The 26,381-nt window shown below is 70.9% G+C and carries 26 protein-coding genes; 20 read left to right on the plus strand and 6 right to left on the minus strand.

Going from position 1 to position 26,381, the window contains the following annotated elements; genetic code table 11:
• The first annotated feature begins 25 nt into the window (after positions 1-25).
• The 15 genes from MKK52_RS19940 (at position 26) to MKK52_RS20010 (ending at position 15,965) form a co-directional block, all read left to right on the plus strand.
• Positions 26-1,201, plus strand: coding sequence for an FtsW/RodA/SpoVE family cell cycle protein (locus MKK52_RS19940; RefSeq protein WP_243956751.1), 1,176 nt, complete (start codon positions 26-28; stop codon positions 1,199-1,201).
• Complete coding sequence (gene murG / locus MKK52_RS19945) at positions 1,198-2,307, plus strand: undecaprenyldiphospho-muramoylpentapeptide beta-N-acetylglucosaminyltransferase (RefSeq protein ID WP_243956753.1); 1,110 nt, start codon at positions 1,198-1,200, stop codon at positions 2,305-2,307. The genes MKK52_RS19940 and murG overlap by 4 nt, the downstream gene beginning before the upstream one ends.
• 42 nt (positions 2,308-2,349) lie before the next feature.
• On the plus strand, positions 2,350-3,753 hold the full coding sequence (gene murC / locus MKK52_RS19950) for a UDP-N-acetylmuramate--L-alanine ligase (protein ID WP_243956755.1): 1,404 nt from the start codon (positions 2,350-2,352) through the stop codon (positions 3,751-3,753).
• Complete coding sequence (locus MKK52_RS19955; RefSeq protein ID WP_243956757.1) at positions 3,750-4,289, plus strand: endonuclease domain-containing protein; 540 nt, start codon at positions 3,750-3,752, stop codon at positions 4,287-4,289. The genes murC and MKK52_RS19955 overlap by 4 nt, the downstream gene beginning before the upstream one ends.
• Positions 4,286-5,215: a UDP-N-acetylmuramate dehydrogenase gene (murB, locus tag MKK52_RS19960; RefSeq protein ID WP_243956759.1), complete on the plus strand. Its 930-nt coding sequence runs from the start codon at positions 4,286-4,288 to the stop codon at positions 5,213-5,215. The genes MKK52_RS19955 and murB overlap by 4 nt, the downstream gene beginning before the upstream one ends.
• Positions 5,216-5,239: 24 nt before the next feature.
• Positions 5,240-5,473 (plus strand): AbrB family transcriptional regulator, encoded by a 234-nt coding sequence (locus MKK52_RS19965; protein ID WP_243956761.1) that lies wholly within the window; start codon positions 5,240-5,242, stop codon positions 5,471-5,473.
• The gene (locus MKK52_RS19970) at positions 5,460-5,858 is read left to right on the plus strand and encodes a type II toxin-antitoxin system PemK/MazF family toxin (RefSeq protein ID WP_243956763.1); all 399 of its coding nucleotides are present in this window, start codon (positions 5,460-5,462) and stop codon (positions 5,856-5,858) included. Before MKK52_RS19965 ends, MKK52_RS19970 begins: the two co-directional genes overlap by 14 nt.
• Positions 5,855-6,775, plus strand: coding sequence for a D-alanine--D-alanine ligase (locus MKK52_RS19975; protein WP_243956765.1), 921 nt, complete (start codon positions 5,855-5,857; stop codon positions 6,773-6,775). Before MKK52_RS19970 ends, MKK52_RS19975 begins: the two co-directional genes overlap by 4 nt.
• On the plus strand, positions 6,742-7,704 hold the full coding sequence (locus MKK52_RS19980) for a cell division protein FtsQ/DivIB (protein WP_243956767.1): 963 nt from the start codon (positions 6,742-6,744) through the stop codon (positions 7,702-7,704). Before MKK52_RS19975 ends, MKK52_RS19980 begins: the two co-directional genes overlap by 34 nt.
• Positions 7,705-7,763: 59 nt before the next feature.
• A complete protein-coding gene (gene ftsA / locus MKK52_RS19985; protein ID WP_243956769.1) occupies positions 7,764-9,089 on the plus strand; it encodes a cell division protein FtsA in 1,326 nt (441 codons plus the stop codon).
• A 94-nt stretch (positions 9,090-9,183) separates the two neighbouring features.
• Positions 9,184-10,950 (plus strand): cell division protein FtsZ, encoded by a 1,767-nt coding sequence (ftsZ, locus tag MKK52_RS19990; RefSeq protein ID WP_243956771.1) that lies wholly within the window; start codon positions 9,184-9,186, stop codon positions 10,948-10,950.
• A 391-nt stretch (positions 10,951-11,341) separates the two neighbouring features.
• Positions 11,342-12,286, plus strand: coding sequence for a UDP-3-O-acyl-N-acetylglucosamine deacetylase (gene lpxC / locus MKK52_RS19995; protein WP_243956773.1), 945 nt, complete (start codon positions 11,342-11,344; stop codon positions 12,284-12,286).
• 215 nt (positions 12,287-12,501) lie between these two features.
• Positions 12,502-13,383, plus strand: a complete 882-nt coding sequence (locus MKK52_RS20000; RefSeq protein WP_243956775.1) for an outer membrane protein assembly factor BamD — start codon at positions 12,502-12,504, stop codon at positions 13,381-13,383.
• A gap of 126 nt (positions 13,384-13,509) precedes the next feature.
• Positions 13,510-14,322: a precorrin-6A synthase (deacetylating) gene (gene cobF / locus MKK52_RS20005; RefSeq protein ID WP_243956777.1), complete on the plus strand. Its 813-nt coding sequence runs from the start codon at positions 13,510-13,512 to the stop codon at positions 14,320-14,322.
• Complete coding sequence (locus tag MKK52_RS20010; RefSeq protein ID WP_243956778.1) at positions 14,322-15,965, plus strand: DEAD/DEAH box helicase; 1,644 nt, start codon at positions 14,322-14,324, stop codon at positions 15,963-15,965. The genes cobF and MKK52_RS20010 overlap by 1 nt, the downstream gene beginning before the upstream one ends.
• A 146-nt stretch (positions 15,966-16,111) precedes the next feature.
• On the opposite strand, the gene MKK52_RS20015 is transcribed toward MKK52_RS20010, so the two are convergent.
• The 3 genes from MKK52_RS20015 to MKK52_RS20025 form a co-directional block, all read right to left on the minus strand.
• Positions 16,112-17,272, minus strand: coding sequence for a hypothetical protein (locus MKK52_RS20015; protein ID WP_243956779.1), 1,161 nt, complete (start codon positions 17,270-17,272; stop codon positions 16,112-16,114).
• A 32-nt stretch (positions 17,273-17,304) separates the two neighbouring features.
• On the minus strand, positions 17,305-17,727 hold the full coding sequence (locus MKK52_RS20020; protein ID WP_243956780.1) for a hypothetical protein: 423 nt from the start codon (positions 17,725-17,727) through the stop codon (positions 17,305-17,307).
• 200 nt (positions 17,728-17,927) lie between these two features.
• Positions 17,928-19,181 carry a sensor histidine kinase gene (locus tag MKK52_RS20025; RefSeq protein WP_243956781.1) on the minus strand — a complete coding sequence of 418 codons (1,254 nt, stop codon included), beginning with the start codon at positions 19,179-19,181 and terminating at the stop codon, positions 17,928-17,930.
• Between the two features lie 171 nt (positions 19,182-19,352).
• Here MKK52_RS20025 and MKK52_RS20030 point away from each other — a divergent pair, with 171 nt between their 5' ends.
• Positions 19,353-19,595, plus strand: coding sequence for a hypothetical protein (locus MKK52_RS20030; RefSeq protein WP_243956782.1), 243 nt, complete (start codon positions 19,353-19,355; stop codon positions 19,593-19,595).
• 5 nt (positions 19,596-19,600) lie between these two features.
• On the opposite strand, the gene MKK52_RS20035 is transcribed toward MKK52_RS20030, so the two are convergent.
• Together MKK52_RS20035 and MKK52_RS20040 are read right to left on the minus strand one after the other, a co-directional pair.
• Positions 19,601-19,915: a type II toxin-antitoxin system RelE/ParE family toxin gene (locus tag MKK52_RS20035; protein ID WP_243956783.1), complete on the minus strand. Its 315-nt coding sequence runs from the start codon at positions 19,913-19,915 to the stop codon at positions 19,601-19,603.
• The gene (locus MKK52_RS20040) at positions 19,912-20,163 is read right to left on the minus strand and encodes a type II toxin-antitoxin system ParD family antitoxin (RefSeq protein WP_243956784.1); all 252 of its coding nucleotides are present in this window, start codon (positions 20,161-20,163) and stop codon (positions 19,912-19,914) included. The genes MKK52_RS20035 and MKK52_RS20040 overlap by 4 nt, the downstream gene beginning before the upstream one ends.
• Before the next feature lie 144 nt (positions 20,164-20,307).
• Between MKK52_RS20040 and MKK52_RS20045 the strand changes: the two genes are divergently transcribed.
• The 4 genes from MKK52_RS20045 to MKK52_RS20060 are packed head-to-tail and all read left to right on the plus strand — an operon-like array spanning position 20,308 to position 25,066.
• The gene (locus MKK52_RS20045; protein WP_243956785.1) at positions 20,308-20,799 is read left to right on the plus strand and encodes a (2Fe-2S)-binding protein; all 492 of its coding nucleotides are present in this window, start codon (positions 20,308-20,310) and stop codon (positions 20,797-20,799) included.
• Positions 20,796-21,836, plus strand: a complete 1,041-nt coding sequence (locus MKK52_RS20050; protein ID WP_243956786.1) for an FAD binding domain-containing protein — start codon at positions 20,796-20,798, stop codon at positions 21,834-21,836. Before MKK52_RS20045 ends, MKK52_RS20050 begins: the two co-directional genes overlap by 4 nt.
• Before the next feature lie 10 nt (positions 21,837-21,846).
• Positions 21,847-24,087, plus strand: coding sequence for a xanthine dehydrogenase family protein molybdopterin-binding subunit (locus tag MKK52_RS20055; RefSeq protein ID WP_243956787.1), 2,241 nt, complete (start codon positions 21,847-21,849; stop codon positions 24,085-24,087).
• 43 nt (positions 24,088-24,130) lie between these two features.
• Positions 24,131-25,066, plus strand: a complete 936-nt coding sequence (locus tag MKK52_RS20060; RefSeq protein ID WP_243956789.1) for a dihydrodipicolinate synthase family protein — start codon at positions 24,131-24,133, stop codon at positions 25,064-25,066.
• A gap of 6 nt (positions 25,067-25,072) precedes the next feature.
• Here the strand turns inward: MKK52_RS20060 and MKK52_RS20065 are convergent, their stop codons facing one another.
• Complete coding sequence (locus MKK52_RS20065; RefSeq protein WP_243956791.1) at positions 25,073-26,329, minus strand: efflux RND transporter periplasmic adaptor subunit; 1,257 nt, start codon at positions 26,327-26,329, stop codon at positions 25,073-25,075.
• Between the last annotated feature and the right edge of the window lie 52 nt (positions 26,330-26,381).

Genomic DNA, 26,381 nt, shown 5'->3' on the forward strand with positions numbered 1-26,381 from the left:
GCGCGGCCTGGAGTGGTTGTCCGGCATGATGTCGCGCGCGGAACGCACCCCCCTGACGGATTGGTGGTGGACGGTCGACCGCGGCCTCCTCGCGGCGCTCGTCGCCCTGATGGTGGCCGGGCTGGTCTTCCTGATGGGCGGTGGGCCGCCGGTCGCCGAGCGCATCGGGCTGCCGACCTTCTACTTCCTGAACCGTCAGGCGATGTATCTCGCGCCCACGGTGCTGATCATCTGCGCGGTGTCGTTCCTGAGCCTGCGCGGCATCCGGCGGCTCGCCCTGTTCACTTGGCTCTCGGGGGTCGCGCTCTGCCTGCTCGCCGTGAAGGTCGGGCCTGAGATCAAGGGCGCGCATCGCTGGATCCAGTTCGGCTCCCTCGGCCTCCAGCCCTCCGAGTTCGTGAAGCCCGCCTTCGTGGTCGTGGCCGCCTGGGCCTTCTCCGAGGGAGCCCAGCGGCGGGACATGCCCGGCGGCGTGCTCGGCCTGCTGATCCTGCCCGTCACCATCGTCCCGCTGCTGCTGCAGCCGGATTTCGGCCAGACCATGCTCATCACCATGACGTGGTCGGCGCTGCTCTTCGTGGCGGGCCTGCACCTGATTTGGGTCGCCGCGCTCGGCGTCTTCGGCCTCGCCGGCGTCTTCGCCGCCTACACGTTCTTCCACCACGTCCGCGAGCGCTTCAACAAGTTCCTCGACCGGGGCGACGACGGCGCGGGCGGTGGCTTCCAGGAATTCTGGTCGCGCGAATCCTTCCGCTCGGGAAGCTGGTTCGGCACCGGCCCGGGGGAGGGCGTCGCCAAGCGCCACCTGCCCGACGCCCATACCGACTTCCTGTTCTCGGTGATCGGCGAGGAATTCGGCGTCATCGTCTGCCTGTGCCTCGTGGCCCTGTTCGCCTACATCGTGCTGCGCGGCCTCAAGCTCGCCCGGCGCACGGACGACACGTTCTCGCGGCTGGCGATCACGGGGCTCGCGACCCTGTTCGGCTTGCAGGCGTGCATCAACATGGCGGTGAACACCCAACTCATGCCGGCCAAGGGCATGACGCTCCCCTTCGTCTCCTTCGGCGGCTCGTCGATGTTCTCGCTGGCGCTCGGCACCGGCTTCCTCGTGGCCCTCACCCGCAAGCGCCCGCGCACGGTGATGCTGAGCCAGAAGCCGCCGGGCACGGCCCCCTCGGCCGTCGCCGGGGTGAAGCAATGACCGTCTTGACCCCCACCATCCTGCTCTGCGCGGGCGGGACCGGCGGCCACCTCTTCCCGGCCGAAAGCCTCGCCCACGCCCTCCGGGCGCGGGGCGTGCGCGTCGTCCTGGCCACGGATGCGCGGGTGGATTCCATCGCCGCCGGCTTCCCGGCCTCGGAGATCGTCACCATCCGCTCCGCGACGCCGTCCGGCCGCAACATGCTCAAGCGCGCGGCGGCGGTCGTCACCCTGGGGCGGGGCTTCGGCGACGCCGCCAAGGCGATCCGCCGGATCAACCCGGCGGCGGTCGTCGGCTTCGGCGGCTATCCGACCGTGCCGCCCGTCCTGGCAGCTCAACTTCTACGTGTGCCCACCCTCCTGCACGAGCAGAACGCGGTGATGGGCCGGGCCAACGGCTTCCTGGCGCGGGGCGCGCGGACCATCGCCACCGGCTTCCGCGAGGTCCGGGGCATCCCGGACAAGGCGACCGCCCGGCGGGTCCATACCGGCAACCCCCTGCGGCCCGCCGTCATCGAAGCGGCGCGCATCCCCTACCCCGCCTTCGGGGAGGGGGATGTGCTCCGGCTCCTCGTGTTCGGCGGCAGCCAGGGCGCGCGGATCATGGGCGAGATCGTCCCGCCGGCCCTGGAGCGCCTGCCGGCCGACCTGCGGGCGCGCCTGCACGTCACGCAGCAGGTGCGGCCCGAGGACCTGACGGCGGTGCAGAACCGCACCCTCGCCATGGGCCTCGCCGGCCTGGACGCGGCCCCGTTCTTCAAGGACCTGCCGGCCCGGATGGCGGCGAGCCACCTCGTGATCTCGCGCTCCGGCGCCTCGACCGTCTCGGAACTCGCCGCCATCGGCCGCCCCTCGGTGCTCGTGCCGCTGCCGGGCGCCCTCGATCAGGATCAGGCGGCCAACGCCGCGACCCTGGAGGCGATCGGCGCCGCCCTCGTCCTGAAGCAGACCGCCTTCACCCCCGACCGGCTCGCCGCCGACCTCGTGGAGATGTGCGAGAACCCGGCGAAATTGACCCGGGCCGCCGATGCGGCGAGAAGCGCAGGCATTCACGACGCCGCCGAGCGGCTGGCCGAGGTCGTCGTCGAGACGGCGGCCCATCCCTGATCGCCGCGCCGTCGCGCCCGGTCCCGCACAGGTCTGACACCCATGAAGCTGCCCGAAAAACTCGGCCCCATCCACTTCATCGGCATCGGCGGCATCGGCATGTCCGGCATTGCCGAGGTGATGCACAACCTCGGCTACACGGTTCAGGGCTCGGACGCCTCGGACAACGCCAATGTCCGCCGCCTTGCGGCCAAGGGCATGCGCACCTTCGTCGGGCATGACGCGGCCAACGTGGCCGAGGCGGGGCTCGTCGTCGTCTCGACGGCGATCCGCCGCGACAATCCCGAACTCGAAGCCGCCCGGGAGGCCCGCCTGCCGGTGGTGCGCCGCGCCGAGATGCTGGCCGAGCTGATGCGGTTCAAGTCCTGCGTCGCGGTGGCCGGCACCCATGGCAAGACCACCACCACCTCCCTGGTGGCGACGCTGCTCGATGCCGGGAACCTCGACCCGACCGTCATCAACGGCGGCATCATCAACGCCTACGGCACCAACGCCCGCATGGGCGCGGGCGACTGGATGGTGGTGGAGGCCGACGAATCGGACGGCACCTTCCTCAAGCTGCCGGCGGACGTCGCCATCGTCACCAACATCGACCCCGAGCACCTCGACCATTTCGGCTCGTTCGACGCGATCAAGGACGCGTTCCGGCGCTTCATCGACAATATCCCGTTCTACGGCTTCGCGGTGATGTGCATCGACCATCCGGTGGTGCAGGACCTCGTCGGCCATATCGAGGACCGGCGGATCATCACCTACGGCGAGAACCCGCAGGCGGACGTGCGCCTGATCGACGTCGACCTGAAGGGCGGCCAGAGCAAGTTCCGGGTGATGATCCGCGACCGGCGCCCCGGCTACCGGATGGAGATGGAGGACCTCGTCCTCCCGATGCCGGGCAAGCACAACGCGCTGAACGCCACGGCGGCCCTCGCCGTAGCGCACGAGCTCGGCGTGAAGCCCGACGCGATCCGCAACGCGCTCGCCGGCTTCGGCGGCGTGAAGCGGCGCTTCACCCGCACGGGCGAGTGGAACGGCGCGGCGATCTTCGACGATTACGGGCACCATCCGGTGGAGATCAAGGCGGTGCTGAAGGCCGCCCGCGCCTCGACGGATCACGGGGTGATCGCGGTGGTGCAGCCGCACCGTTACACGCGGCTGCAATCGCTGTTCGACGATTTCTGCACCTGCTTCAACGACGCCGACACGGTGATCGTCGCCCCGGTCTACGCGGCGGGCGAGGCGCCCATCGAGGGCTTCGACCGCGACAGCCTCGTGGCGGGCCTGCGCTCGCGCGGCCACCGGGACGCCCGCGCCCTGGAGAAGCCGGAGGATCTGGCGGGGATCGTTGCGGACCTCGCCAAGTCCGGCGATTACGTCGTGTGCCTCGGCGCCGGTACGATCACCCAATGGGCCTACGCCTTGCCGGGCGAGCTGGCCGCGCGGGGGTGACGACCGATACGACCGAGCCGACGCGGTTCTGCCGGAGCCTGCGCGCATCGCTGACGGAAGCCGAGCGCCACCTCTGGTACCGCCTGCGCGACCGACGCCTCGCAGGGTTCAAGTTCGTGCGGCAGGAGAGCATCGGCCGGTACGTCGCCGCTTTCTGCTGCCGGGAGGCCCGGCTGATCGTCGAAGTCGATGGCGGGCAGCACGCCGAGAGCGAGCACGACCGCCTCCGCGATGCGTGGCTGAAGGACCAGGGTTATCGCGTGCTGCGTTTCTGGAACGCCGAAGTGATGAGCAACACCGCTGGGGTCCTCGACACGATCCTTGCCGCGCTTCCCCCCTCTCCCCGCAAGCGGGGAGAGGGCCGAGCCCCCTTTGTCGGGGGTGAGGCGAGCCCGAAGGGCGAGGGTGAGGGGGCCATGACGGACGAGACTCCTCCGGCCACGCCCCCTCACCCCCGGCTGCCGCCTCGTTTCGCCGACAACAAGGTCGGCAAAACCCTCTCCCCGCAGGCGGGGAGAGGGGGAGAACACACATGACAACGCTGCACGACACGATCCGCGCCGCCGCGCCCGGCCTTCGGGGCCGGCTGGTGGCGGGGGCGAGCCTCGCCGACCTGACGTGGTTCCGCGTCGGAGGGCCGGCGGAGGTGCTGTTCACCCCCGCCGACGAGGAAGACCTCGCCGCCCTGCTCGCCATCCTCGATCCCGCCGTGCCGGTGACGGTGATCGGCCTCGGCTCGAACCTGATCGTGCGCGACGGCGGCATCCCCGGCGTGACCGTGCGCCTCGGCGGCAAGGCCTTCGCCACCGTCACCATCGACGGCGAGACGATCAGCGCCGGCACCGCCGTGCCCGACATGCGCCTTGCCAAGGCCGCCGCCGAGGCATCCCTCGACGGGCTCGCCTTCTATCGCGGCATCCCCGGCTCGGTGGGCGGGGCGCTGCGCATGAATGCCGGCGCCCATGGCGGCGAGACCACCGACGTGTTCGTCGAGGCGAGGGGCGTCGACCGGCAGGGCAACTTGCGCCGGTTCGACCATGCCCGGATGGGCTTCTCCTATCGCCACTGCGCGGCACCGGAGGACGTCATCTTCACCCAGGCCCTGTTTCGGGGCCGCCCCGGCGAGCGCGAGGCCATCGAGGCTGAAATGGAGCGCGTCACCGCCGCCCGCGAGGCCGCGCAGCCGATCCGCGAGCGCACCGGCGGCTCGACCTTCGCCAACCCGGAGGGCGGCAAGGCCTGGCAACTCGTCGATGCCGCCGGCTGCCGGGGCCTGACGCGGGGCGGGGCGCAGGTCAGCGAGATGCACTGCAACTTCCTGATCAATCGCGGCGGCGCCACCGCCGCCGACATCGAAGGCCTCGGCGAGGAGGTCCGCCGCCGCGTCCGCGAGACCAGCGGGGTCGAGCTGCGCTGGGAGATCAAGCGGATCGGTGTTGAGGCACAATCCGTAAGTCGGTAAGATGTAAGTCGTTTGATGCCCGTCATGCCTGCTCAGATCATGCGAACGGCGTATTCCAAGGTCTCGGTGAAGAGCCAGACTGTGCTGCCGGCCGAGGTGCGCGAGTGGCTGTCGATCGGCCCCGGCGACCGGCTCCGTTACGTGATCACGCCGGAGGGGGTGACGATCGACAAGGCTCCGGCCGAGGGGGAGGACCCCTTCGTCGCCTTCACCGAATGGGGCAGCCCGATCGATGACGAAGATTATGCCGACCTCTGACCCCGGCGACCTTCCGGCCGGCACGGTGGTCGTCGTGCCGTTCCCGTATTCCGACCGGCTGGCCGAGAAGCGGCGGCCGGCCTTGATCGTCTCCGGCCCGGCGGTGGCGGCGTCGGGCTTCGTCTGGATCGCGATGATCACCAGCGCGCGGAACACGGCGCTCGCCACGGATATCCGCATCGACGATCTGCCGGCGGCCGGTCTCGCCGTCCCGTCGGTCGTCCGGCCCTTGAAGATCGCCTGCATCGAGCCCGCCCGCGTGCTGCGGTCCATCGGTGCCCTGCGGCGCGACACGGCGACAGAGGTCTATGCCCGCCTTCATGGAATGATCGGGACGGCAGCCGACGTCCCGAACCCGTCCCCCTCTCCGGAGTCTGCCCCATGACCCGTCACGTCGCCGTCCTGATGGGGGGCTCGTCCTCCGAGCGCGAGGTCTCGCTGAATTCCGGCAAGGCCTGCGCCGACGCCCTCGAAGGGGAGGGGTACCGGGTCACACGGATCGATGTCGGGCCCGACGTCGCGACCGTGCTCGCCGGGCTCCGGCCGGATGTCGCCTTCAATGCCCTGCACGGGCCGGACGGCGAGGACGGCACGATCCAGGGCCTCCTGGAAATCCTGAAGATTCCCTATTCCCATTCCGGCGTCCTCGCCTCGGCGCTCGCCATGGACAAGGAGCGCGCCAAGGTCGTCATGCGCGCGGCCGGCGTCGACGTGCCCGGCGGCCGAGTCGTTAACCGCATGGAGGCCGCCCACGAGCACGTCCTGCCTCCGCCTTATGTGATCAAGCCGGTGTCGGAAGGCTCGTCCATGGGGGTGATCATCGTGCGCGACGGGCGCTCGCACCCGCCCCAGATCCTCGCCTCCGACGAGTGGCGCTTCGGCGACCAAGTCCTTGCGGAACCTTACATTGCCGGCCGCGAGCTGACCTGCGGGGTGATGGGCGACAAGCCCCTCGGCGTCATCGAAGTGAAGGCCGCCACCGAGTGGTACGATTATGACGCCAAGTACGCGCCGGGGGGTTCGATCCATGTCCTCCCGGCAGAACTTAAACCAAATGTTTACCAGCGCGTCCAAGAGTTGGCGTTAACGGCGCATCAAGCGCTGGGCTGTCGGGGCGTCAGCCGTGCCGACCTTCGCTACGACGACACGCCGGGGGGAACCGGCGCGCTGGTCGTGTTGGAGGTCAACACGCAACCCGGCATGACCCAGACGAGCCTTGTGCCGGATATGGCGGCCCATGCGGGCCTGAGTTTCGGTGAGCTCGTCCGATGGATGGTGGAGGACGCTTCCCTGAATCGCTGACCCCGGGTCCTGCCCGGGCTGCGGGCACCCCTGCGCGGTTCGCGGGAAGCCCGCTCCTGCGATTCGCTTCGCGCTTTCCCTCCCGCGCCCTCTCGGTGCGGCGGGTGCGCGGTGGCCAGTCCATGGCCGACCGGCTGCCCCGGGGCGCGGGCGTCGTCGCCGTCTCCGTCTCCCTCGCCGCCGTGTCGCTGGCCGGCTTCGTCGCCAGCGGCCGCTACGATTCCTTCGTCATCGAGCAGGGGCGCCCCCTCGACGTGGCGGCCCGCATCCTCGGCTTCGGGGTGAAGCGGGTGACGATCACCGGCATCTCCCGGATGTACGAGCGCGAGGTCCTGGCCGCCGCCGGGATCGACTGGCGCTCCTCCGTGCCCTTCCTCGACGTGAACGAGGCGCGCGAGCGGCTCCTGCGGGTGCCGCTGATCGCCCAGGCCTCGGTGCGCAAGATCTACCCGAACGACATCGCCATCACCCAGGTCGAGCGGGAGCCCGCCGCCCTGTGGCAGAAGGACGGCGTCATCAACGTCATCGCGGCCGACGGCACGGTGATCGACGCCATGCGCGACGACCGCTACGCCAGCCTGCCGTTGGTGGTGGGCGAGAATGCCAACGCGAAGCTGCCGGAATACCTCGCGCTGGTGTCCGCCGCCGGCCCGCTGGCCGACCGGATCAAGGCCGGCACCTATGTCTCTGGCCGCCGCTGGACCCTGAAGCTCGACGGCGTCGACGTGCGCCTGCCCGAGGACGATCCGGCCGGGGCGCTGGCCCGCCTCGTGAAGCTCGAACGCAACGAGCGGCTTCTGGAGAAGGACATCATCGCCGTCGACCTGCGCATGGCCGACCGGGTGGTGGTGCGCCTCACCGAGGAAGCCGCCGCCGCCCGCGCCGAGACGCAGCAGCAGAACAAGAAGAAGCCGGGGGCGCCCACATGAGCCCCCGCCTCGCGCCCGCCTTCTCCCTCCGTCCCGCCTTTCGCGTCCGGTAGCGTTTCATGCACAGCCAACACGGCCTTACGCCGCGTCTGAAGCCGCTCTCGGCCCGCCGTTCGACGATCCTCTCGGTCCTCGACATCGGCACGAGCAAGGTGGTCTGCCTGATCGCGGAGCTTCAGCCCGCCGAGGCGCTCTCGACGCTGCGCGGACGGACCCACCTCGCGCGGATCATCGGCATCGGCCACCAGCGCTCCCTCGGCCTGAAGGGCGGCGCCATCGTCGATCTGGAGGCGGCCGAGGGCTCGATCCGTCAGGCGGTGCACGCCGCCGAGCGGATGGCCAAGGTCGAGGTCCAGTCGGTCATCGTGAACATGTCCGGCGGGCGCCTCGCCTCGCAGCATTTCCAGGCGCGGGTGAACGTGCGCTCCGGCAGCGTCACAGGCTCGGACGTGGAGCGCGTGCTGGAGACGGCGAGCGCCCACGGCGTCAGCCCCGGCCGCGCCGTGCTCCACGCCCTTCCCACCGGCTACGCCCTGGACGGGCAGGGCGCCGTGATCGACCCCTCGGGGATGATCGGCGAGGCCCTGGGCGTCGACCTGCACGTCGTCACCACCGAACTCGCCGCCGCGCGCAACGTGATGCTGGCCATCGAGCATTGCCATCTCGGCGTCGAGGCGGTGATCGCCACCCCCTACGCCGCCGGCCTCTCGGCCCTCGTGGACGACGAGGCGGAGATGGGCGTCTGCGTCGTCGACATGGGCGGCGGCACGACCAGCGTCGGCGTGTTCTCCGGCGGGCACCTGGTCCATTGCGACGCGGTGGCGGTGGGCGGCCACCACGTCACGATGGACATCGCCCGGGGCCTCTCGACCCGCGTCGCGGCGGCCGAGCGGCTGAAGACCCTCTACGGCTCGGCCATCTCCTCCCCCTCCGACGAGCGCGACATGATCGCGGTCCACGGGGTCGGCGAGGAGGAGGGCGATGCCCCGGCCCATATCCCGCGCTCGCAACTGGTGCGGATCATCAAGCCGCGCGTGGAGGAAGTGGTGGAGCTGGTCCGCGACCGGCTGCGCAACGCCGGCTTCGCCGCCCAGGCCGGGCGCCGGGTGGTGCTCACGGGCGGCGCGAGCCAGCTCGTCGGCCTGCCGGAGGTGGCCCGGCGGGTGATGCAGGGGCAGGTCCGCATCGGGCGGCCCCTCGGGATCCGTGGCCTGCCCGAGGCGGCCAAGGGTCCGGCCTTCTCGGCCGCGGTCGGCCTGCTCGTCTACCCGCAGGTCGCCCACGCCGAGTACTTCGAGCCACGCGGTCACGGCGCCTTCGCCGCGACCGGCACGGACCACCGATACCTTCCGCGGGTCGTCCGCTGGATCAGGGACAGCTTCTAACGGTCCGCGCCCCGCAAGGGGCGGGGAGCGACACCAAGAAAACCGGCGCCGCGAGGCGCCAAGCGACAGCGAAGTTCAGCAGAGGCTCGACACCATGGCCATCTCCCTCCAGGCGCCGGACATCCGGGAACTCAAGCCCCGCATCACCGTGTTCGGCGTCGGCGGCGCCGGCGGCAACGCGGTCAACAACATGATCGAGTCCGGCCTGCTGGGCTGCGAGTTCGTGGTGGCCAACACCGATGCCCAGGCGCTCACCTCCTCGAAGGCCGAGCGGGTCATCCAGATGGGCCTCAACGTCACGCAGGGTCTTGGCGCCGGCTCGCACCCGGAAGTCGGCTCGGCGGCCGCCGACGAGGTGATCGACGAGATCCGTGACCAGCTCTCGGGCGCCCACATGTGCTTCATCACCGCCGGCATGGGCGGCGGCACCGGCACCGGCGCGGCCCCGGTCATCGCCCGCGCCGCCCGCGACATGGGTATCCTCACCGTCGGCGTCGTGACGAAGCCGTTCCAGTTCGAGGGCGTCCGCCGGATGCGCACGGCCGAGGCCGGCATCCAGGAGCTGCAGGCGGCGGTCGACACCCTGATCGTCATCCCGAACCAGAACCTGTTCCGGGTCGCCAACGAGAAGACCACCTTCGCCGACGCCTTCGCGATGGCCGACCAGGTGCTCTACTCGGGCGTGGCCTGCATCACCGACCTGATGGTCAAGGAAGGCCTCATCAACCTCGACTTCGCCGACGTGCGCGCGATCATGCGCGGCATGGGCAAGGCGATGATGGGCACCGGCGAGGCCTCCGGCGAGAAGCGCGCCAACCGCGCCGCCGAAGCCGCCATCGCCAACCCGCTCCTCGACGACGTGTCGATGAAGGGCGCGCGCGGCCTGCTGATCTCGATCACCGGCGGCTCCGACCTCACCCTCTACGAGCTGGACGAGGCCGCCACCCGCATCCGCGAGGAGGTCGATCAGGACGCCAACATCATCCTGGGCGCCACCTTCGACGAGAGCCTCGACGGCATCATCCGCGTGTCCGTGGTCGCCACCGGCATCGAGCACGCCCTGATCTCCGCGAACTCGCCGAACAACCCGGCCGTCGCCGAGACCGAGCAGCGCATCGCCGAAGTGGCCGAGCGCCTGCGCGCCGAGGCCCGTGCCCGCGCCTCCTCGCCGGTGCCGAGCATCCGCACGGACAGCGTCGCCTCCGCCCTGAACCCGGCCCCCGTCCAGGCGCACGTCGCCCCCGCCGCCCCCGCCCCGGTCGCGCCCCCCCTCGAGCAGCGCCTCGACATCCGCCCGGAACCGGCCCCGGTGACGACCCGCGACGACGTGCTGCTCGCCCCCGTGCAGCCGCGCGCCGCCGCCCCGTTCGTGCCGGCGCCCGTCGCGCCCCAGCCCGAGCCGGCCCCGCAGCACCATGCCGGCCCGTTCGTGCCGCCGCGCCCCGCCGCGCCGGTCTCGAACCCGGCCCTCGCCCGCGCCCCGCGCATGCCGCAGATCCACGAGCTGCCCCCGATCGCCCAGAACCAGCTGATGGCGAGCCGGGCCGCCGAGGACTCGGCGCCGGAATCCAAGCGGACGTCGCTGCTGCGCCGCCTCGCCACCGTCGGCTTCGGCGGACGCCGTGAGGACGAGGTCGCCCCGGCCCAGCGCACCGCCGCGATACCGCCGGCTCCCCCGGCCCCGGCCGCCTACCAGCCGCCGATGCCCCCGGCCCCCCGCGCTCCGGTGCCCCCGGCCCCGCAGTACCGTCCGGCCCAGGGCAACCTGGACGGCCAGGGCCGCGCCATGCCGCAGCAGCCCCGGATGATGGACGACGACCAGCTCGAGATCCCGGCCTTCCTCCGCCGCCAGGCGAACTGATCGCCACTCGAACCGGCACCATTCAACCTCACGTTGTGTAGTCCTCCGGGATTGCACGACGTGGGGTCTCGTCGTATCTGTGTTCTGCCTGTGCATATGATGCATCGGCGCCACAGATCGGCCACGGATCCGCCGCGCGTTAACCAATTTTTAAGGCATTGAACGCGTTGCGCTTTCTTCGGATGGCGATCCGGTCCAGCTTGTAACAAGCGGTAAGAATCCGTGATTTGGCTGGCCTGCGGAGCGCGGCTATAGCTAATCCGGTAAGAACGAGTGTGCCGCGGGGATACAACCTGTCAGCGGTATAGGGGCATCAAGCAGCGGACGAATCGAGGCGCACGCCACACCCGAACGGGGATGGCGAAGCGGGATTGCGGCCGAGGGCTCAGGAATGCGAACGAATAATCAGACCACCCTCAAGGCGGCAGCCACGCTCTCCGGCGTCGGCGTCCACTCCGGGAACCCCGCCGCGATCACGATCCGGCCCGCCCCCGCCAACCATGGCATCGCTTTCCTCCGCACCGGCACTCCCCTCGGCAACGACCGCCTCATCAAGGCCCACCACGCCCTCGTTTCCGCCACCGAACTCTGCACCGTCATCGGTGACGTCGAGACCGGGGCCGTCGCCACCATCGAACACCTGATGTCCGCCCTCTTCGGATTGGGCGTCGACAACGCCCTGATCGAGATCGACGGGCCCGAGCTTCCCATCCTCGACGGTTCCGCCAAGCTCTTCGTGGAGGCCATCGACGCCGTCGGCCTCGCCTCCTGCGGCGCCCCCAAGCGCTGGCTGAAGGTCCTGCGCCCGGTACGCATCGAGGTGGACCGCGCCTTCGCCGAGCTGCGCCCGATCGACCGAGGCTTCCGCCTCGACGTCGAGATCGATTTCGACAACCCGGTGATCGGTCGCTCGCGCAAGGCCATGGACCTGTCGCCGGCGACCTATCGTCGTGAGGTCGCGGAGGCCCGCACCTTCGGCATGATGAAGGACGTGGAGCGCTACTGGAAGGCGGGCTTCGCGCTGGGCGCCTCCCTGGAGAACACCGTCGCGGTGGGCGAGAACGGCGTCGTGAACCCCGAGGGGCTTCGCTTCCCCGACGAGTTCGTCCGTCACAAGATCCTCGACGCGGTGGGCGACCTCGCCCTCGCCGGCCTGCCGATCCAGGGGGCCTACCGCTCCTATTGCGGCGGCCATCGCATGAATGTCGGCGTTTTGTCCGCCCTGTTCTCGGACCGCGCCAACTACGCCATCGTCGAGGCCGCCGGCACCCGCCAGGGCACCCTCGTCGATCTCGGCGCGAGCCTCGGGCTCGCCGCTTTCGCCGCCGACGTCTGAGGCGGGCGGGCCGGGCCGCCCTGGGGGGCTGTGTCCGGCGCACCACACTGCGCAACCGATGCGGGCCGCCTCACCATCGCCGCTTTCGCGCCCGAATCGAAGGTCACGGTTTAACCGCCCGTAAATGGCGGGGCCGGTTCCTCGGAGCCGGAGACCACCAGCGGGTTGGCATCCCGGCGGCGAGAACCGCTCCGGGTGGGGGAAAGAGCGCGAGAATGCCTGTCACCATTCGTCATCGCGGCCTCACGGCCCTGGCGGCTCCGCTCGTGGCCGTGCTGGGCCTGGGCCTCGGCGGCTGCGACTTCGATCCCACCGGGATCTTCGCCGAAAAGTACAAGCCCGAGGTCGTGGCGGATGTCCCCGCCGACAAGCTCTACAGCGAGGGCTTGGCGAAGATGGAGGACAGCGACTACGAGGGCGCCGTCAAGAAGTTCGACAGCCTCGACAAGACGTACCAGTATTCCGACTGGTCGCGGAAGGCGCTGTTGATGACGGCCTACGCGAATTACGAAGGCCAGAAGTACGACGACGCGATCAACGCCTCGAAGCTGTACCTGCAGCGTCACCCGTCCAGCAAGGATGCGGCCTACGCGCAGTACCTGATCGCGATGTCGAACTATAAGCAGATCCCGGACGTGACCCGCGACCAGGACCGCTCGGAGAAGGCGCTCGTCGCCCTTCAGGAACTCGTCCAGCGCTACCCGACTTCGGAATACGCCACGGACGCCAAGGCCAAGATCCAGATCACCCGCGACCAGCTCGCTGGCAAGGAGATGGATATCGGCCGCTACTACCTGGAGAAGCGCAACTTCCCGGCGGCGATCAACCGCTTCCGCGACGTGGTCTCCAAGTACCAGACCACCCGCCACGCCGAGGAGGCGCTGGAGCGCCTGACCGAGGCCTACTGGGCGCTGGGCATCCCGCAGGAGGCGCAGAACGCCGCCGCCGTGCTGGGCCACAACTTCCCCGATTCGCCCTGGTACAAGGACGCGCACGCCCTGCTGGCCAGCAACGGCCTGGAGCCGCGCGAGGAGAAGTCCTCCTTCCTCTCGAAGGCGTTCCGCTCGATCACCGGGCGCACCGCCTCGGCCGAGTAAGGCCCCGCACAGGATTGTTTGCGAAGGCCCGGAGTCTCGGCTCCGGGCCTTTTGCGTTCCGGGGGCCTCGCGGGACCAAAGCGCTCCTCGCCAAGGCCGACAAGGCGGGCTAATCACCGCGCCGGCATGAGCGAGACCCCCACGAGAACGATCCGCGTCGTCGGCATCGGCACCGGCGATCCCGAGCACCTGACTTTGCAGGCGGTGCGGGCGCTGTCCGACGTGGCGGCGGTGTTCGTCCTCGACAAGCGCGCCGAGACCGCCGACCTCGTGGAGGTCCGGCGGCGGGTCTGCGCGGCGCATATCGCCCGGCCCTATCGCCTCGTGAGCGTGGACGACCCGCCGCGCGAGCGGAACCCCGCCGACTATGCCGCCACCGTGGAGGCGTGGCACGCCGCCCGCGCCGAGCGGCTGGAAGACGCCTTCCTGGATCTCGGGGCAGGGGAGGTCGGTGCCCTCCTCGTCTGGGGCGACCCCGCCCTCTACGACAGCACCCTGCGCATCCTCGAACGGATCGTGGCGCGGGGCCGGATGAGCATTGCCTGCAAGGTGATCCCTGGGATTTCGAGCGTACAGGTGCTTTGCGCCCGGCACGCCGTGCCCCTGAACGCCATCGGCGGCATGATCGCCATTACCACCGGCCGGCGCCTTGCGGCCGGTTGGCCGGAGGGGGCGGAGAGCGTCGTCGTGATGCTCGACGGCGATCCGGCCTTCGGGCACCTCGACCAGGACCTGACGATCTATTGGGGGGCCTATCTTGGGGGTGGGGACGAGATCCTCGTCGCAGGCCGGCTCGGGGATGTCGGCGACGAGATCCGGCGGCGGCGGGCCGAAGCGCGGACGCGGCATGGGTGGATCATGGACATCTACCTGCTGGCGCGGCATCCGCAGGGCTCCGCCCTGCACCCGCCGAAGGGCTCGCCCTTCGGAAACCCGTGATGCTGCGATTGCGGGAATATCAGCGGGCGAGCCTCGATGCCCTGGACGCCGCTTGGGCGCGGGGAGGGGAGGCGGGCCAACTCGTCGTGCTGCCCACCGGGGCGGGGAAGTCCCTCGTCATCGCCGCCCTGGCGCGGGAGGCGCTGGACGAGAACCCCCTCACCCGCGTCGCCATCGTCACCCATAGCCGCGAACTCGTCGCGCAGAACCTCGCCGAATTGCAGCGCCACTGGCCGGAGGCGCCGGCCGGCGTGTTCTCCGCCGGGCTCGGGCGGCGGGAGGCCGGCGCGCAGGTGCTGGTCTGCTCGATCCAATCCGTCGCGGACAGGCTCGCCGCCATCGGCCCCCGCGACCTCGTCGTGGTGGACGAGGCGCACCTGATCCCGCGTTCGGCCGAGACCCGCTATGGCCGCTTCCTCGCGGGGCTGTCCGCCCTCACCCCGGCGATGCGCGTCGTCGGCTTCACCGCGACCCCGTACCGGCTGGATTCCGGGCGTCTTGACGAGGGGCCGGGCCGGCTCTTCTCCGGCATCGCCTACGAGGCCGACACGGGCGATCTCATCCGCCGGGGCTACCTCGCGCCCCTCGTCTCCAAGTCGACCCTAACGCAGCTCGACGTCACCGGCGTCGGCCGGCGCGGGGGTGATTACATCCCCAGTGAGCTGGAAGCCGCCGTCAACCGCGACTGGATCACCAGGGCCGCCGTGTCCGAACTGGTGGAGTACGGGAGCGGACGCCGCTCCTGGCTCGCCTTCTGCGCCGGGCTCGCCCACGCCGCCGCCGTGCGCGACGCCGTGCGGGAGGAGGGCTATTCCTGCGAGACGGTCGAGGGCGGCACGCCCAAGCGCGAGCGCGACCGGATCGTCGCGCGGTTCCGGGCCGGGAAGATCCGCTGCCTCGCCTCGGTGGGCGTGCTCGGCACCGGCTTCAACGCGCCGGAGGTCGACCTCGTGGCCCTGCTCCGGCCGACGCGCAGCACCGGCCTCTACGTGCAGCAGGTCGGGCGGGCCTTGCGCCGGGCGCCGGGCAAGGACGATGCGCTGATCCTCGACTATGCCGGCCTGGTGCGGATGCACGGTCCGGTGGACGCGGTCACGATCCGCACGGCCGAGGCGGTGCGCGGTGGGGCAGGGGGCCTGCGCGCCAAACCCTGCCCCGGCTGCGGCGCCCTGATCGCCCTCAACGCCTCCACCTGCGAGACCTGCTGGACCGAACCGGAGGCCGAGCGCGAGCCCGGCCACGAGGCCAGCGCCGAGGACGAGTTGGCCATCCTCACGGAGGCCGCCCTCGCCCCGGTGCCCGTCTCGGACGGCGCGTGGCATCCGGTGACCGAATGGAGCCTGGAGCCGGCGCCGGGCGGACTCGACGTGGTCCTGGCTTGGGCGGAGGGCGCCTGGCGGGTCCGCCTCCGGCCGGAGGGACGCGGCTACGAGCGCGAGAAGGCGGTGCTGTGGTGGCGCGGCCTCGGCGGTGGCCGCGACGCGCCCCTCGACGCGGCCGGCTTCCTCGACGGCGCCGACACCCTCGATGCCCCGGCCTCCGTGCGGGTGATAGACAAGGCGCTGTCGCGGGAATTGTCCTGCCGCGCCGCCGACGGGCGCATCCTCACCGACACCCACCGCCTCGCCGACCGCGCTGCCTGACGCCACAGGGCAGGGGGACCGGACCGCCCTCACCCGGTGAGAGGTTATGGTTAACGGTATTAACCATAGTCTTCCCCGGAAGCCGCCCCCAGGCCTTTAAGTTCCATAATATATCTTATGCGAAAACCGGATCCGGGTGTCCGGGCCTATGCCAGCCGGGCTTTGAGCCGCGCCCAGAGGTCCCCTCCGGTGAACGGTCTGGGCGGTGGCGGCAGGTGCGGTTCCGCCCCCTGCTCCGGGATCGGCCCCAGGACGAAGCGTCCGCCCGCCGACCAGAACGCGTCGCGGTCGCTGCCGATCATGGCGAGGCCCACCGGCTCGCGCTCCGCATGGGTGAGGCGGCCCGAAGCCCAGACGGGCTGCCAGCATTCGCGCCGGGCGAGGTCGGCGTCCCGGCCGGCGAGCCGCGCATAGCCGGCGGCGGCGAGGATGCGCTCGCCGCCGAAATCCGCCGGGATCCAGACCCAGCTCGAGAACACGTAGATGCCGTTCGGGTCGAAGGCGGCCGGGTCGATCATCCGGGTGAAGCCGTTGAAGCCCGCCTCCGGCCGGCGGCCGGCATGGCGCCGCAGGCCGCCGGGCAGGGGCATCGCCTCCGGGAAGGCGCCCGCCCCGAGATCCGTGGGGTCCCTGCCCCGCACCAGCGCCCAGGCCCCGTCCACGAGGTGCATCCAGGGCTCCAGGTCCACCTCCCAGGCCTGCTCCGTCGGGGCGAAGCGGCGCACCCTCCCCGCGATCAGGCGCTCCCCGATCCGCCGCACCGGCTCCGGCCGCCAGTCCGGCCCGGCCTGCGTGACCTTCAGGAGCGTCGAGGGTCCGTGCGCCCAGACGGCCTCCGCGAGGCGCGCGAAATCCATCTCCGGCTCGTCGTCGGCGACCTTGCGCACGAGGACGAGCGCGCCCTCGGCGAGCTCGTCGAGCATCTTGCGCTTGAGATGGGCGAGGCGGCCATACTCCCGGGCGAGCAGCGCCTCCGGCTCCGCGGAGCCCGGCGCCTGCCCGGTATTGGCCCAGATGTTGTAGGCCCGGCTGTGACAGTAATAGGCGCCGCCCTGGCTCACCGAGAGGTGCAGGTCGCCGGGCGCGCCGAGATCCGCGAAGCCGCAGCGCAGGCCCCGGATCAGGTCCTCCATCGGCGTGTAGGCGAAGCGCAGCAGGCCGGAGGGCTCGACGCCCCCGTAGCGCTGCACGAAGCCGAACTCGCAATTGTCACCCAGGCTGCGGAAGCCGTGGAGCCGCTCCGCGAGGGAGGCGGCCGCCGCATGGTCCATCCCGGTCACCCGTTCCGCGTGTGTCACGGCGTGCATCGGGTGTCCGGGTTAACTTGTCCAGTGCAGCGCTACCGCACCGAGAGTTTCACATCCGATTCGTAGCCGGTGCCGTCGGCGTTGATGACGAGGATGCGGAAGGCGTCCGTGCCCTCGTAGCCCTCCTCCCCTTCGTAGATCATCCGCTTGCCCGGCACCTTGCGGGTGTTGCACTCGGCGAGCGGCGAGGTGGCGACGAATTGCGGGAAGGATTGCACCGTTTCGATGGTCACGCGCCCGTGGCGCGGCGGCGTCAGCAGGCGGATCACCACCGGCCCCTGCGCGGTGCAATCGGGGAAGAGCGAGGTGTAGAAGGCGATGGTCCGCGCCTCCCCCCGGGGGACGATCCGTTCGAGGTTGTAGGTGCTCGGCGCGGGGGCGGGGGGCGGCGGGGCGACAGCCGGGTCTGCGCCGAGGGACGTGGCGAGGGCGGCGGCGGCGAGCCGGATCATCATGCGGGGAGCCTCTTCGGTCGGGAAGGGCTTCCCGATACCGTCCGCATCCCGGCGCCGCCAGATTATCCGCCACCGAGCCCCCCTCCCCGGCCCGAAAAATTCGCCGGGATCGACATTTCGGCGGGAAACGTGAAGAGCAATGCAATCAGAGGTTTAGAGACCGATCCTCGCGCGGCCTGCGAGCGGTGGCCTCGCGCGAATCAGCCGAGGCCCCGCTCCAGCGGCACGACGAGGCGGAAGGTCGTGCCCTGTCCGGTCGGGGGGAGGGTCAGCGTGCCGCCGAGCTGCCGGGCGAGGCTGCCGACGACGCGCATCCCGAGGCTCTTCGAGGCCCGACCGATCTCGAACCCGGCCGGCAGGCCGACGCCGTCGTCGGCCACTTCGACGGTGAGCGTCCCGGCCTCGTGCTCGGCGCGCACGCGGATCTCGCCGCCCGTGGGGAAGCGGTCGATGGGGTAGGCGTATTTCAGGGCATTGGTAACGAGCTCGTTCACCCAGAGGCCGATGGGGATGGCGAGGTCGGCCGAGAGCTTCTGGGGGGCGGTCGTGCAGGTCAGGCGGTGCGCCGGGGCGCCGCTCGCGAGGTTCAGGATCAGCTTGTCGAGGAAGGTGGCGAGGTCGATCTCGCCCGGCACCGCCTCCCCTGCCCCGTCCCTGTCCTCGACATCGCCCTGGCGCCACAACTGGTCGTGGACGGTGGCGATGGCCTCCACGCGGCTGCGGGCGTCCTGCAGGGCGGCGGACACGGCGGGCTCGCCCTCGGCGGAGCGCGCCTGAAGGGTCAGGAGGCTCGCGACGATGGCGAGGCTGTTCTTCACCCGGTGGCTCATCTCGCGGGCGAGAAGGTCCTGCCGGGCGAGGGAGGCGCGCAGCAGCTCCTCCGTGCGGTGGCGCTCGATGGCGCTACCCAGGAGGTTGGCGAAGCCCTGCATGAAGGCGATGTCCGCCTCCTCGAACATGCCTTCGCGGCTGTCGTCCACTTCGAGCACGCCGAAGGCCCCGTCGCGGTTCTCGATCAGCACGTTGATCGCCCGGCGGATGCCGTGGTCGGCCATCAGCTGGGGCGTGCGGAAGCGCGTCTCGTCGGCGAGGTGGTTCGAGATGACCGGCCGCCCGGTCTTCAGGGCGAAGCCGGCGGGCGAGGCAAGGTCGGCGCCGATCGTGGCGTGGCCGATCACGTCGGGCTTCCAGCCGACGCCCGCCCGGACGAGGAGCGTGTCCTCCCGCCGGAGGTATTCCAGCGCCTTGCAATACTCGGCGCCCATGCCCTGCGCGCACAATTCGGTGGCCCGCTGCAGCAGGAGGTCGAAATCCTTGCCGCGCAGGGCCTCCACGCCGAACTCGGACAGGATCACCTGCTGGCGAAGGCGGGCCTCGACCTCGGCCGGAGTCGCGGGCGCGGGGGCGGCCTCCGGCGTCGTTTCGATGCGCGGCTCGTGGGGGCGGGCGGACATGGCGGCGTGAGGGTACCAGCAGGGTGGGGCGGGAGCGATATCGCGGAATGGTGGCGAACTCACGCTCCGCGCGGCGTTTCGTCCTGCCCGGGACCCCTGGCGCAGGAGCGGCGTTCAGCCGGTTCGATCACTCGACCCAGGATCCAGACGACGATGGCCGATGTAAAGGGCTTGTCCGATAACGCACTCTCGATCCTGGCCTTCGCGGCCTATCACCGGCTGGTGAGCGGCGAGCGCGTGACCTCCGTCATCCGCAAGGACGGCGCCGGCCACGAGGCCGACCCGAAGGGCGTCGAGGAACTGACCGAGCGCGGCCTCGCCACGGCGGGCGAGACTGAGATCGAACTCGGCTCCGAGGCGCAGGAGGCCGTCGAGACGCTGGTCACGGCACTGCGCGGGACGGTCGGGCGCTGAGCGCGTCAGCCTCCTTCGCGCGACCGGAACACCGAGGTGACGTCGCGCCGGGCGTGCAGGATGCTGACCAACTCGAACGTCTCGCCGACATAGCGGAAATAGATCACGTAGGACCGATGGGCCGCGCTGCGGATGTCGGGGCGCAGCTCCGGCCTCGGCCGGCCGATGAGGCCCGGCAGGGCGGCGAGCTTGCGGCATTGCGCCCTGATCCCGTCGACGTAGCGCCGGCCCGTGGCGACGCTTCCGCTGATCTCCGTGACCGAGACGAGGATGTCGAGGAGGTCGCCGCGTGCGGCCGCCAGATAGACGAGCCGTCTCATCCCCGGTGGCCGCGGGCCTCCAGCTCCTCGGCTTTGGCCGCGAGTGCCGCGTCGATCTCCGAATCGTCGAAGGCGCCGCCGGCCGCGATGGCGTCGTCGAGGGTCGTCCGCAGCGCCTGGAGCTTGGCCTCCTGCTCTTCCACAAGGCGCAACCCCTCGCGGACGACGTCGCTGGCGGAACCGTAGCGGCCGTCCCGGACGACGCGGGCGATGAACCCTTCCCAGCGTTCCCCGATCAGGACATCCATGGATCGATCTCCCCTGCCCTCCGGGATCGTATCAGATCTCCCCTCCGGTGATCTAACGCACATTTCAAGGACAACCGGGCTCGCCGGTGCGGCTGGCTTTTCTACCTGTAACAGTTCCAGCCTGCAGGCCAGCGGATCCGCACCATGACGATACCCATCAGGCTTACCCTGAACGGGAAGCCGCATGCCATCGACCTCGACGATCCCCGCATCACCCTCCTCGACCTCCTGCGCGAACGCCTTGGCCTGACCGGCGCCAAGAAGGGCTGCGATCGGGGCCAGTGCGGCGCCTGCACCGTCCTCGTGGACGGCAAGCGGATCAACTCCTGCCTGCAGCTCGCCGTGAGCCTCGACGGCGCCGAGGTGCTGACCATCGAGGGCTTGTCCGAGGGCGACGCCCTCCATCCGGTCCAGGCCGCCTTCATCGCCCATGATGGGTTCCAGTGCGGCTTCTGCACGCCGGGCCAGATCATGAGTGCCGTCGGCCTCATCCGCGAGGGCAAGGCCGGGACCGACCCCGAGCGCATCCGCGAGGGGATGAGCGGCAACCTCTGCCGCTGCGGCGCCTATGCCGGCATCCTCGAAGCCGTGAAGGACGCCAGCGGCCGCATGGAGCAACGGGAGGACGCCGCGTGATTCTGTTCGATTACACCCGCGCCGCGACCGTCGCCGACGCCCTCGCCACCGGCCGCCAACCCGGCGCCGCCTTCCTCGCCGCCGGCACCAACCTCGTCGACCTGATGAAGGGCGGCGTCACCAACCCCGAGCGGATCATCGACATCACCCGCCTCCCCGGCCTGTCGGGGATCGAGGCCAAGCCGGACGGCTCCCTGCGCATCGGTGCGCTGGCCCGCAACAGCGACGTCGCCGACGACCCGCATGTGGCCAAGACCTACCCGATGGTGGCCGAAGCCCTGCTGGCCGGCGCCTCGGCGCAGTTGCGCAACGCCGCCACCGTGGGCGGCAACCTGATGCAGCGGACCCGCTGCCAGTACTTCACCGACGCGGTTTCCCCCTGCAACAAGCGCCAGCCGGGGTCGGGCTGCGCGGCGCTCGGCCATGCGACCCGCATCCACGCCGTCCAGGGGTGGAGCGAGCAGTGCATCGCAACCCACCCGTCCGACTTCTGCGTGCCGCTGGCGGCGCTGGACGCCTCCGTCGAGATCGAGGGGCAGGGGGGCACGCGCAGCGTCAAGCTCACCGAGTTCCACCTGCTTCCGGGCGACCACCCGGAGCGGGAGACGGTGCTGGAGCCGGGCGAGCTGATCACCGCCCTCACCCTCCCCGCCGAGGCGGCGCGGTTCGCCGGCAACGCCCGCTACCTGAAGGTCCGCGACCGCACCTCCTACGCCTTCGCGGTCGTGTCGGCCGCCGCCGCCATGATCCTCGACGGCGGCAAGATCGGGCAGGCCCGCCTCGCCTTCGGCGGTCTCGCCCTGAAACCCTGGCGGGTCACGGAGGCGGAAGCCTCGCTCGCCGGCAAGGCGCCCTCCCCCGAGGCTTACGCCGAGGCCGCGCGGATCGCGCTCGACGGCGCCAAGCCGACCGGCGAGGCGAACGCCTTCAAGATCGAACTCGCCCGCCGGGTGGCGGTGCGGGCCCTCACCCTGGCGGCCGCCGGAACGCCCGCGCGTCTCCCGGCTCTCCCCGCCTCCCCCTTCGGCATCGTCTGAGGATCGACCCATGACCTCGACCATCGAACCGGTCCGCCACGGATCGAGCATCGGCCAGCCCCTCACCCGCCGGGACGGCCCCCTGAAGGTGAAGGGCCAAGCGCGCTTCGCCGCCGACAACCTGCCGCCGGGGACCCTGCACGCGGCGCTCTGCGTGTCGAAGATCGCCCGCGGCCGGGTGAAGAGCCTCGACGTCGCGGCGGCCGAGGCCCATCCCGGCGTCGTCAAGGTGATGACGCCGGAGAATGCGCCGAAGCTCTCCAAGGACCCGGACCTGAAGGACGTGCCCTTCACCTTCCGGATCGACGTGCTGCAGAACGACAAGGTCCGCTACGCCAACCAGCCCATCGCCGTGGTGATCGCGGAGAGCCTGGAGGCGGCGACCGAGGGCGCGCGGCTGCTCGCCCCGACCTACGAGGAGGAGACCCCGCGCATCGGGCTCGATGCCGGCGAGGTCTTCACCCCGGATGCGGTCGGCGTCGGCGCCCCGCCGGAGCAGGTCGATGGCGACGTGGAGGCGGGTCTCGCCTCGGCGGCCAAGACCTTCACCGGCACCTACGAGACGCCGGCCCAGTACCACAACGCCATGGAGCCGCACGCGGCGGTGGCGAGCTGGGACGGCGACAAGCTCCACCTGTTCATGCCGACGCAGGGGCTGGCCATCGCGCAGGGGCGGCTCGCGGGGCTCTTCGGCATCAAGCCCACCGACATCCACATCGACAGCCCCTATCTCGGCGGCGGTTTCGGCTCGAAGGGCGTGCCGGCCGGGCCGCAGGTGCTCGCCTGCATGGCGGCGCGGCTCACCGGCAAGCCGGTCAAGCTCGTGCCGACCCGCTCGCAGATGTACGGGCCGATGGGCCATCGCGGCCCGACCCGGCAGACCCTGCGCCTCGGCGCGGACGAGGCCGGCAAGCTCATGGCGCTGGACCACCACATCCTCACCGCTTCTTCGAGCTTCGACGACTTCTTCGAGCCGGCGGGCCGGGTGACGACCACCCTCTACGCCAGCAAGTCCACCGCCATCCGCCACGAGGCGGTGCGGCTCGACACCGGCACGCCGCTGTTCATGCGCGGCCCCGGCGAGGCGTCCGGCAGCGTCGCCATCGAGAGCGCGCTCGATGAGCTGGCCTTCGACCTCAACATGGACCCGCTGGAGTTCCGGCTGGCCAACTATGCCGAAGTCGAGCCGTTCTCCGGCAAGCCCTTCTCCTCGAAGGCCCTCCGGGAATGCTACGCCCAGGGCGCGAAGGCCTTCGGCTGGGCCGGGCGCCCGCTGAAGCCCCGCCAGACCCGTGACAAGGACGGGTTCCTCGTCGGCACGGGTGTCGGCACCGCGACCTTCCCCGCGCTGATCTTCGAAGGCATGGCGCGGGCCGAGATCCGGGCCGACGGCTCCGGCACGGTGGAGATCGGCGCCCTCGACATGGGCCAGGGCGCCTGGACGGCGCTGGCGCAGATCGCTGCCGACGGTCTGGGCCTCGGCATGGAGGAACTGACCTTCAACATGGGCTCCTCCGACCTGCCGAATGCCGGCATCGCGGGCGGCTCGGGCCACACCGCCACCGCCGGCAACGCGATCCACGCGGCGGCGCAGGACGTGATCGGCCAGCTCACCGAGCTGGCGGTGAACGACCAGGCCTCGCCGCTGTTCGGCGCGGGCAATGCGGGCGTGACCGCCGCGGGCGGGCGCCTCACCCGCCGGGACGACCCGAGCCGGAGCGAAACCTTCTCCGCGATCCTCAACCGGGCCGGCCGGGCGAAGATCGAGGGCAAGGGCAAGGCCGGTGCGGATGCCGCCGCGCAGAAATCCTACGCGATGCACGCCCACGGGGCGGTCTTCGCGGAGGTGAAGGTCGATCCCGATCTCGGGCAGGTGCGGGTGAGCCGCCTCGTCGGCGCCTTCGCGGCGGGCCGGATCATCAACCCGCACCTCGTGCGCAGCCAGTATTACGGCGGCATGATCTGGGGCCTGTCCTTCGCCCTGCACGAGAAGGCGGAAATGGACCCGCGCACCGGCCGGTTCCTCAACGACAACCTCGCCGAGTACCATGTGCCGGTGAACGCCGACATTCCGGCGATGGAGGCGATCCTCATCCCCGAGGAGGATTCGGTGGTGAACACGCTCGGCGTGAAGGGTGTCGGCGAGATCGGCATCACCGGCACGGCGGGCGCCATCGCCAACGCGGTGTGGCACGCCACCGGCATCCGGGTGCGGGACATCCCGATCACCCTCGACAAGCTGTTGGGGTGAGCATTACTCCTCGGCCCGCCCCCACGGCGAGCCGAGGACCCCCATGCCCCTCACGAGCGACATCAGCGGCGTCGTGCCGATCGCGCCGACGCCGTTCCACCCGGACGGGCGGATCGACGAGACGTCCCTCGACCGGATGGTCGATTACTTCGAGGGCGTGGGCGTCGATGGGCTGACGATCCTCGGCCAGCTCGGCGAGGCTGGAAAGCTCGACCATGCCGAGGGCATCGCCGTCGCCCGGCGGGTGATCGGCCGGACCAAGCGGCCGGTGATCGTCGGCGTGACGGCGCCGGGCTTCGCGGCCATGCGCTCGCTTGCCCACGAGGTGATGGAGATCGGCGCCGCCGGGGTGATGGTCGCACCGCCCAACACGCTCCGCACGGACGATCAGGTCGCCGGCTATTTCCGCAATGCGGCCGAGGCTTTGGGGCCGGATGTTCCGTTCGTGCTTCAGGATTACCCGCTGACCTTCTCGGTGGTGATGACCCCGGCCGTGATCCGCCGGATCGTCACCGAGAACCCGACCTGCGTGATGCTCAAGCACGAGGATTGGCCGGGGCTCGAAAAGATCACCACCCTGCGCGGCTACGAGGCCGAGGGGTCGATGCGGCGCATCGCGATCCTCGTCGGCAATGGCGGCCTGTTCCTCGATTTCGAGGCGGAGCGCGGGGTCGACGGCGCCAACACCGGCTATGCCTTCCCGGAGATGCTGGTCGACGTGGTGCGCCTCACGAAGGCGGGCCGCCGCGACGAGGCGCACGACCTGTTCGACGCCCACCTGCCCTACCTGCGCTACGAGCAGCAGCAGGGTCCGCTGGGGCTGGCCGTGCGCAAATACGTGTTCATGCGCCGGGGCATCTTCGCCTCGGACGCGCAGCGCAAGCCGTCGCAGGCCCTGAGCGCGGTGGCGAAGGAGGAGGTCGAGTACCTCCTCGCGCGGCTCGCCCGCACCGATGAGCGGGCGCGGCTGCCGCGCTAGGCGGGCTCAGGTCCCGGCCTTGCGCTCCTGGCGGGGCTTGGCCGGGTCGCCGTCGCGGAGCGACGCGGGCGGGGAGACGACCACCTGCTCGCCGCCCTCCAACCCGGCATTCAGTTCAAGGCCGCTGTCGCCCTGGCGGACGATCGTCACCGGGCGCATCCGCACCACGAAGGCCTCGTGGCCCGTGGGCTCCAGCACCGCCACCCGCGTGCCGTGCTGGTCGAAGATCAGGCAATCGTTCGGCACGCTCACCACGGGGGCGGGCCTTGGGATCGAGAGCGTCACCGTGATGTAGAGGCCGGGCTGCAGAGCGTGGTCCGGGTTCGGGATGTCCACCTGCGTCACGAGGATCCGCGAGGCGTAGAGCAGCGCCGAGGACGAGCGCGAGACCGTGCCGGGAAAGACCTTGCCGGGGATCTGCGCCACCTCGATCCGGGCCGGGAGGCCGTCGCGCACGCCGTCGGCGGCGTAGAGGGGCACGTTGACCGCCATGCGCAGCACGTCGTCCCGCGCCAGGGTGGCCAGCGGCGTGCCGGTGTTAGTGTCGGCCGTCACGGCGTCGCCGATATCGACGTTGCGGGCGGTGACGACCCCGTCGAAGGGCGCGCGGATCTCTTCGAAGCTGGTGAGCACCTTCAGCCGGGCGACCTGCGCCTCCTGCGCGGCGATGTTCGCCTCCGCGACCTTCACGTTGGCCTGCGCGGCGGCGAGGTTGGCGCCCTGCGTTAGCACCCCTGCCCGCGCCGTGTCGGCGGTCTGCGCCGTGGCGATGCCCGTGCCGGCCAGCGTCGTGGTGCGCTTGTTGTTGACGTCGGCGAGGTGCCGGTTCGCCTCGGCCTGATCGACCATCGCCTTGGTCTGGACGAGGGCGGCCTGCAATTGCACCACCTGCGATTGCGCCTGCGCCAATTGCTGGTCGAGGTCCGGGGCGCTGATGCGGAACAGGAGGTCGCCCTTGCGCACCCGCGAGCCGATATCGATCCGCCGCTCGGCGATGTAACCGGTGGCGCGGGGATAGAGGCTCGCCGTGTCGAAGGCCTGCGTCGTGCCGGTCTGGGTAAGGTCGAGGCTGTCGCCGGCCCGCTTGGCGGCGGCGACGCGCAGGGTCACGGGGCCGCGCTGCGCGGTCTCCGGCGGCACGTCCGCCCGGGAGGGCTCGGACCATGTGCGGTAGCCGACGAAGCCCGCCCCGGCGAGGGCGGCGAGGACGAGCCACGATGTGCCGCGCCATCTCCTCCCGCCGGGTGACCCGTGGTCCGTCATCGTTCCCGCCGCTGTGAATCCAAGAGTGAAAGATAGGGCAGGCGTGTTTCCA

The sequence above is a fragment of the Methylobacterium sp. J-067 genome (genome assembly GCF_022829465.1).
Taxonomy (GTDB): Bacteria; Pseudomonadota; Alphaproteobacteria; order Rhizobiales; family Beijerinckiaceae; genus Methylobacterium; species Methylobacterium litchii.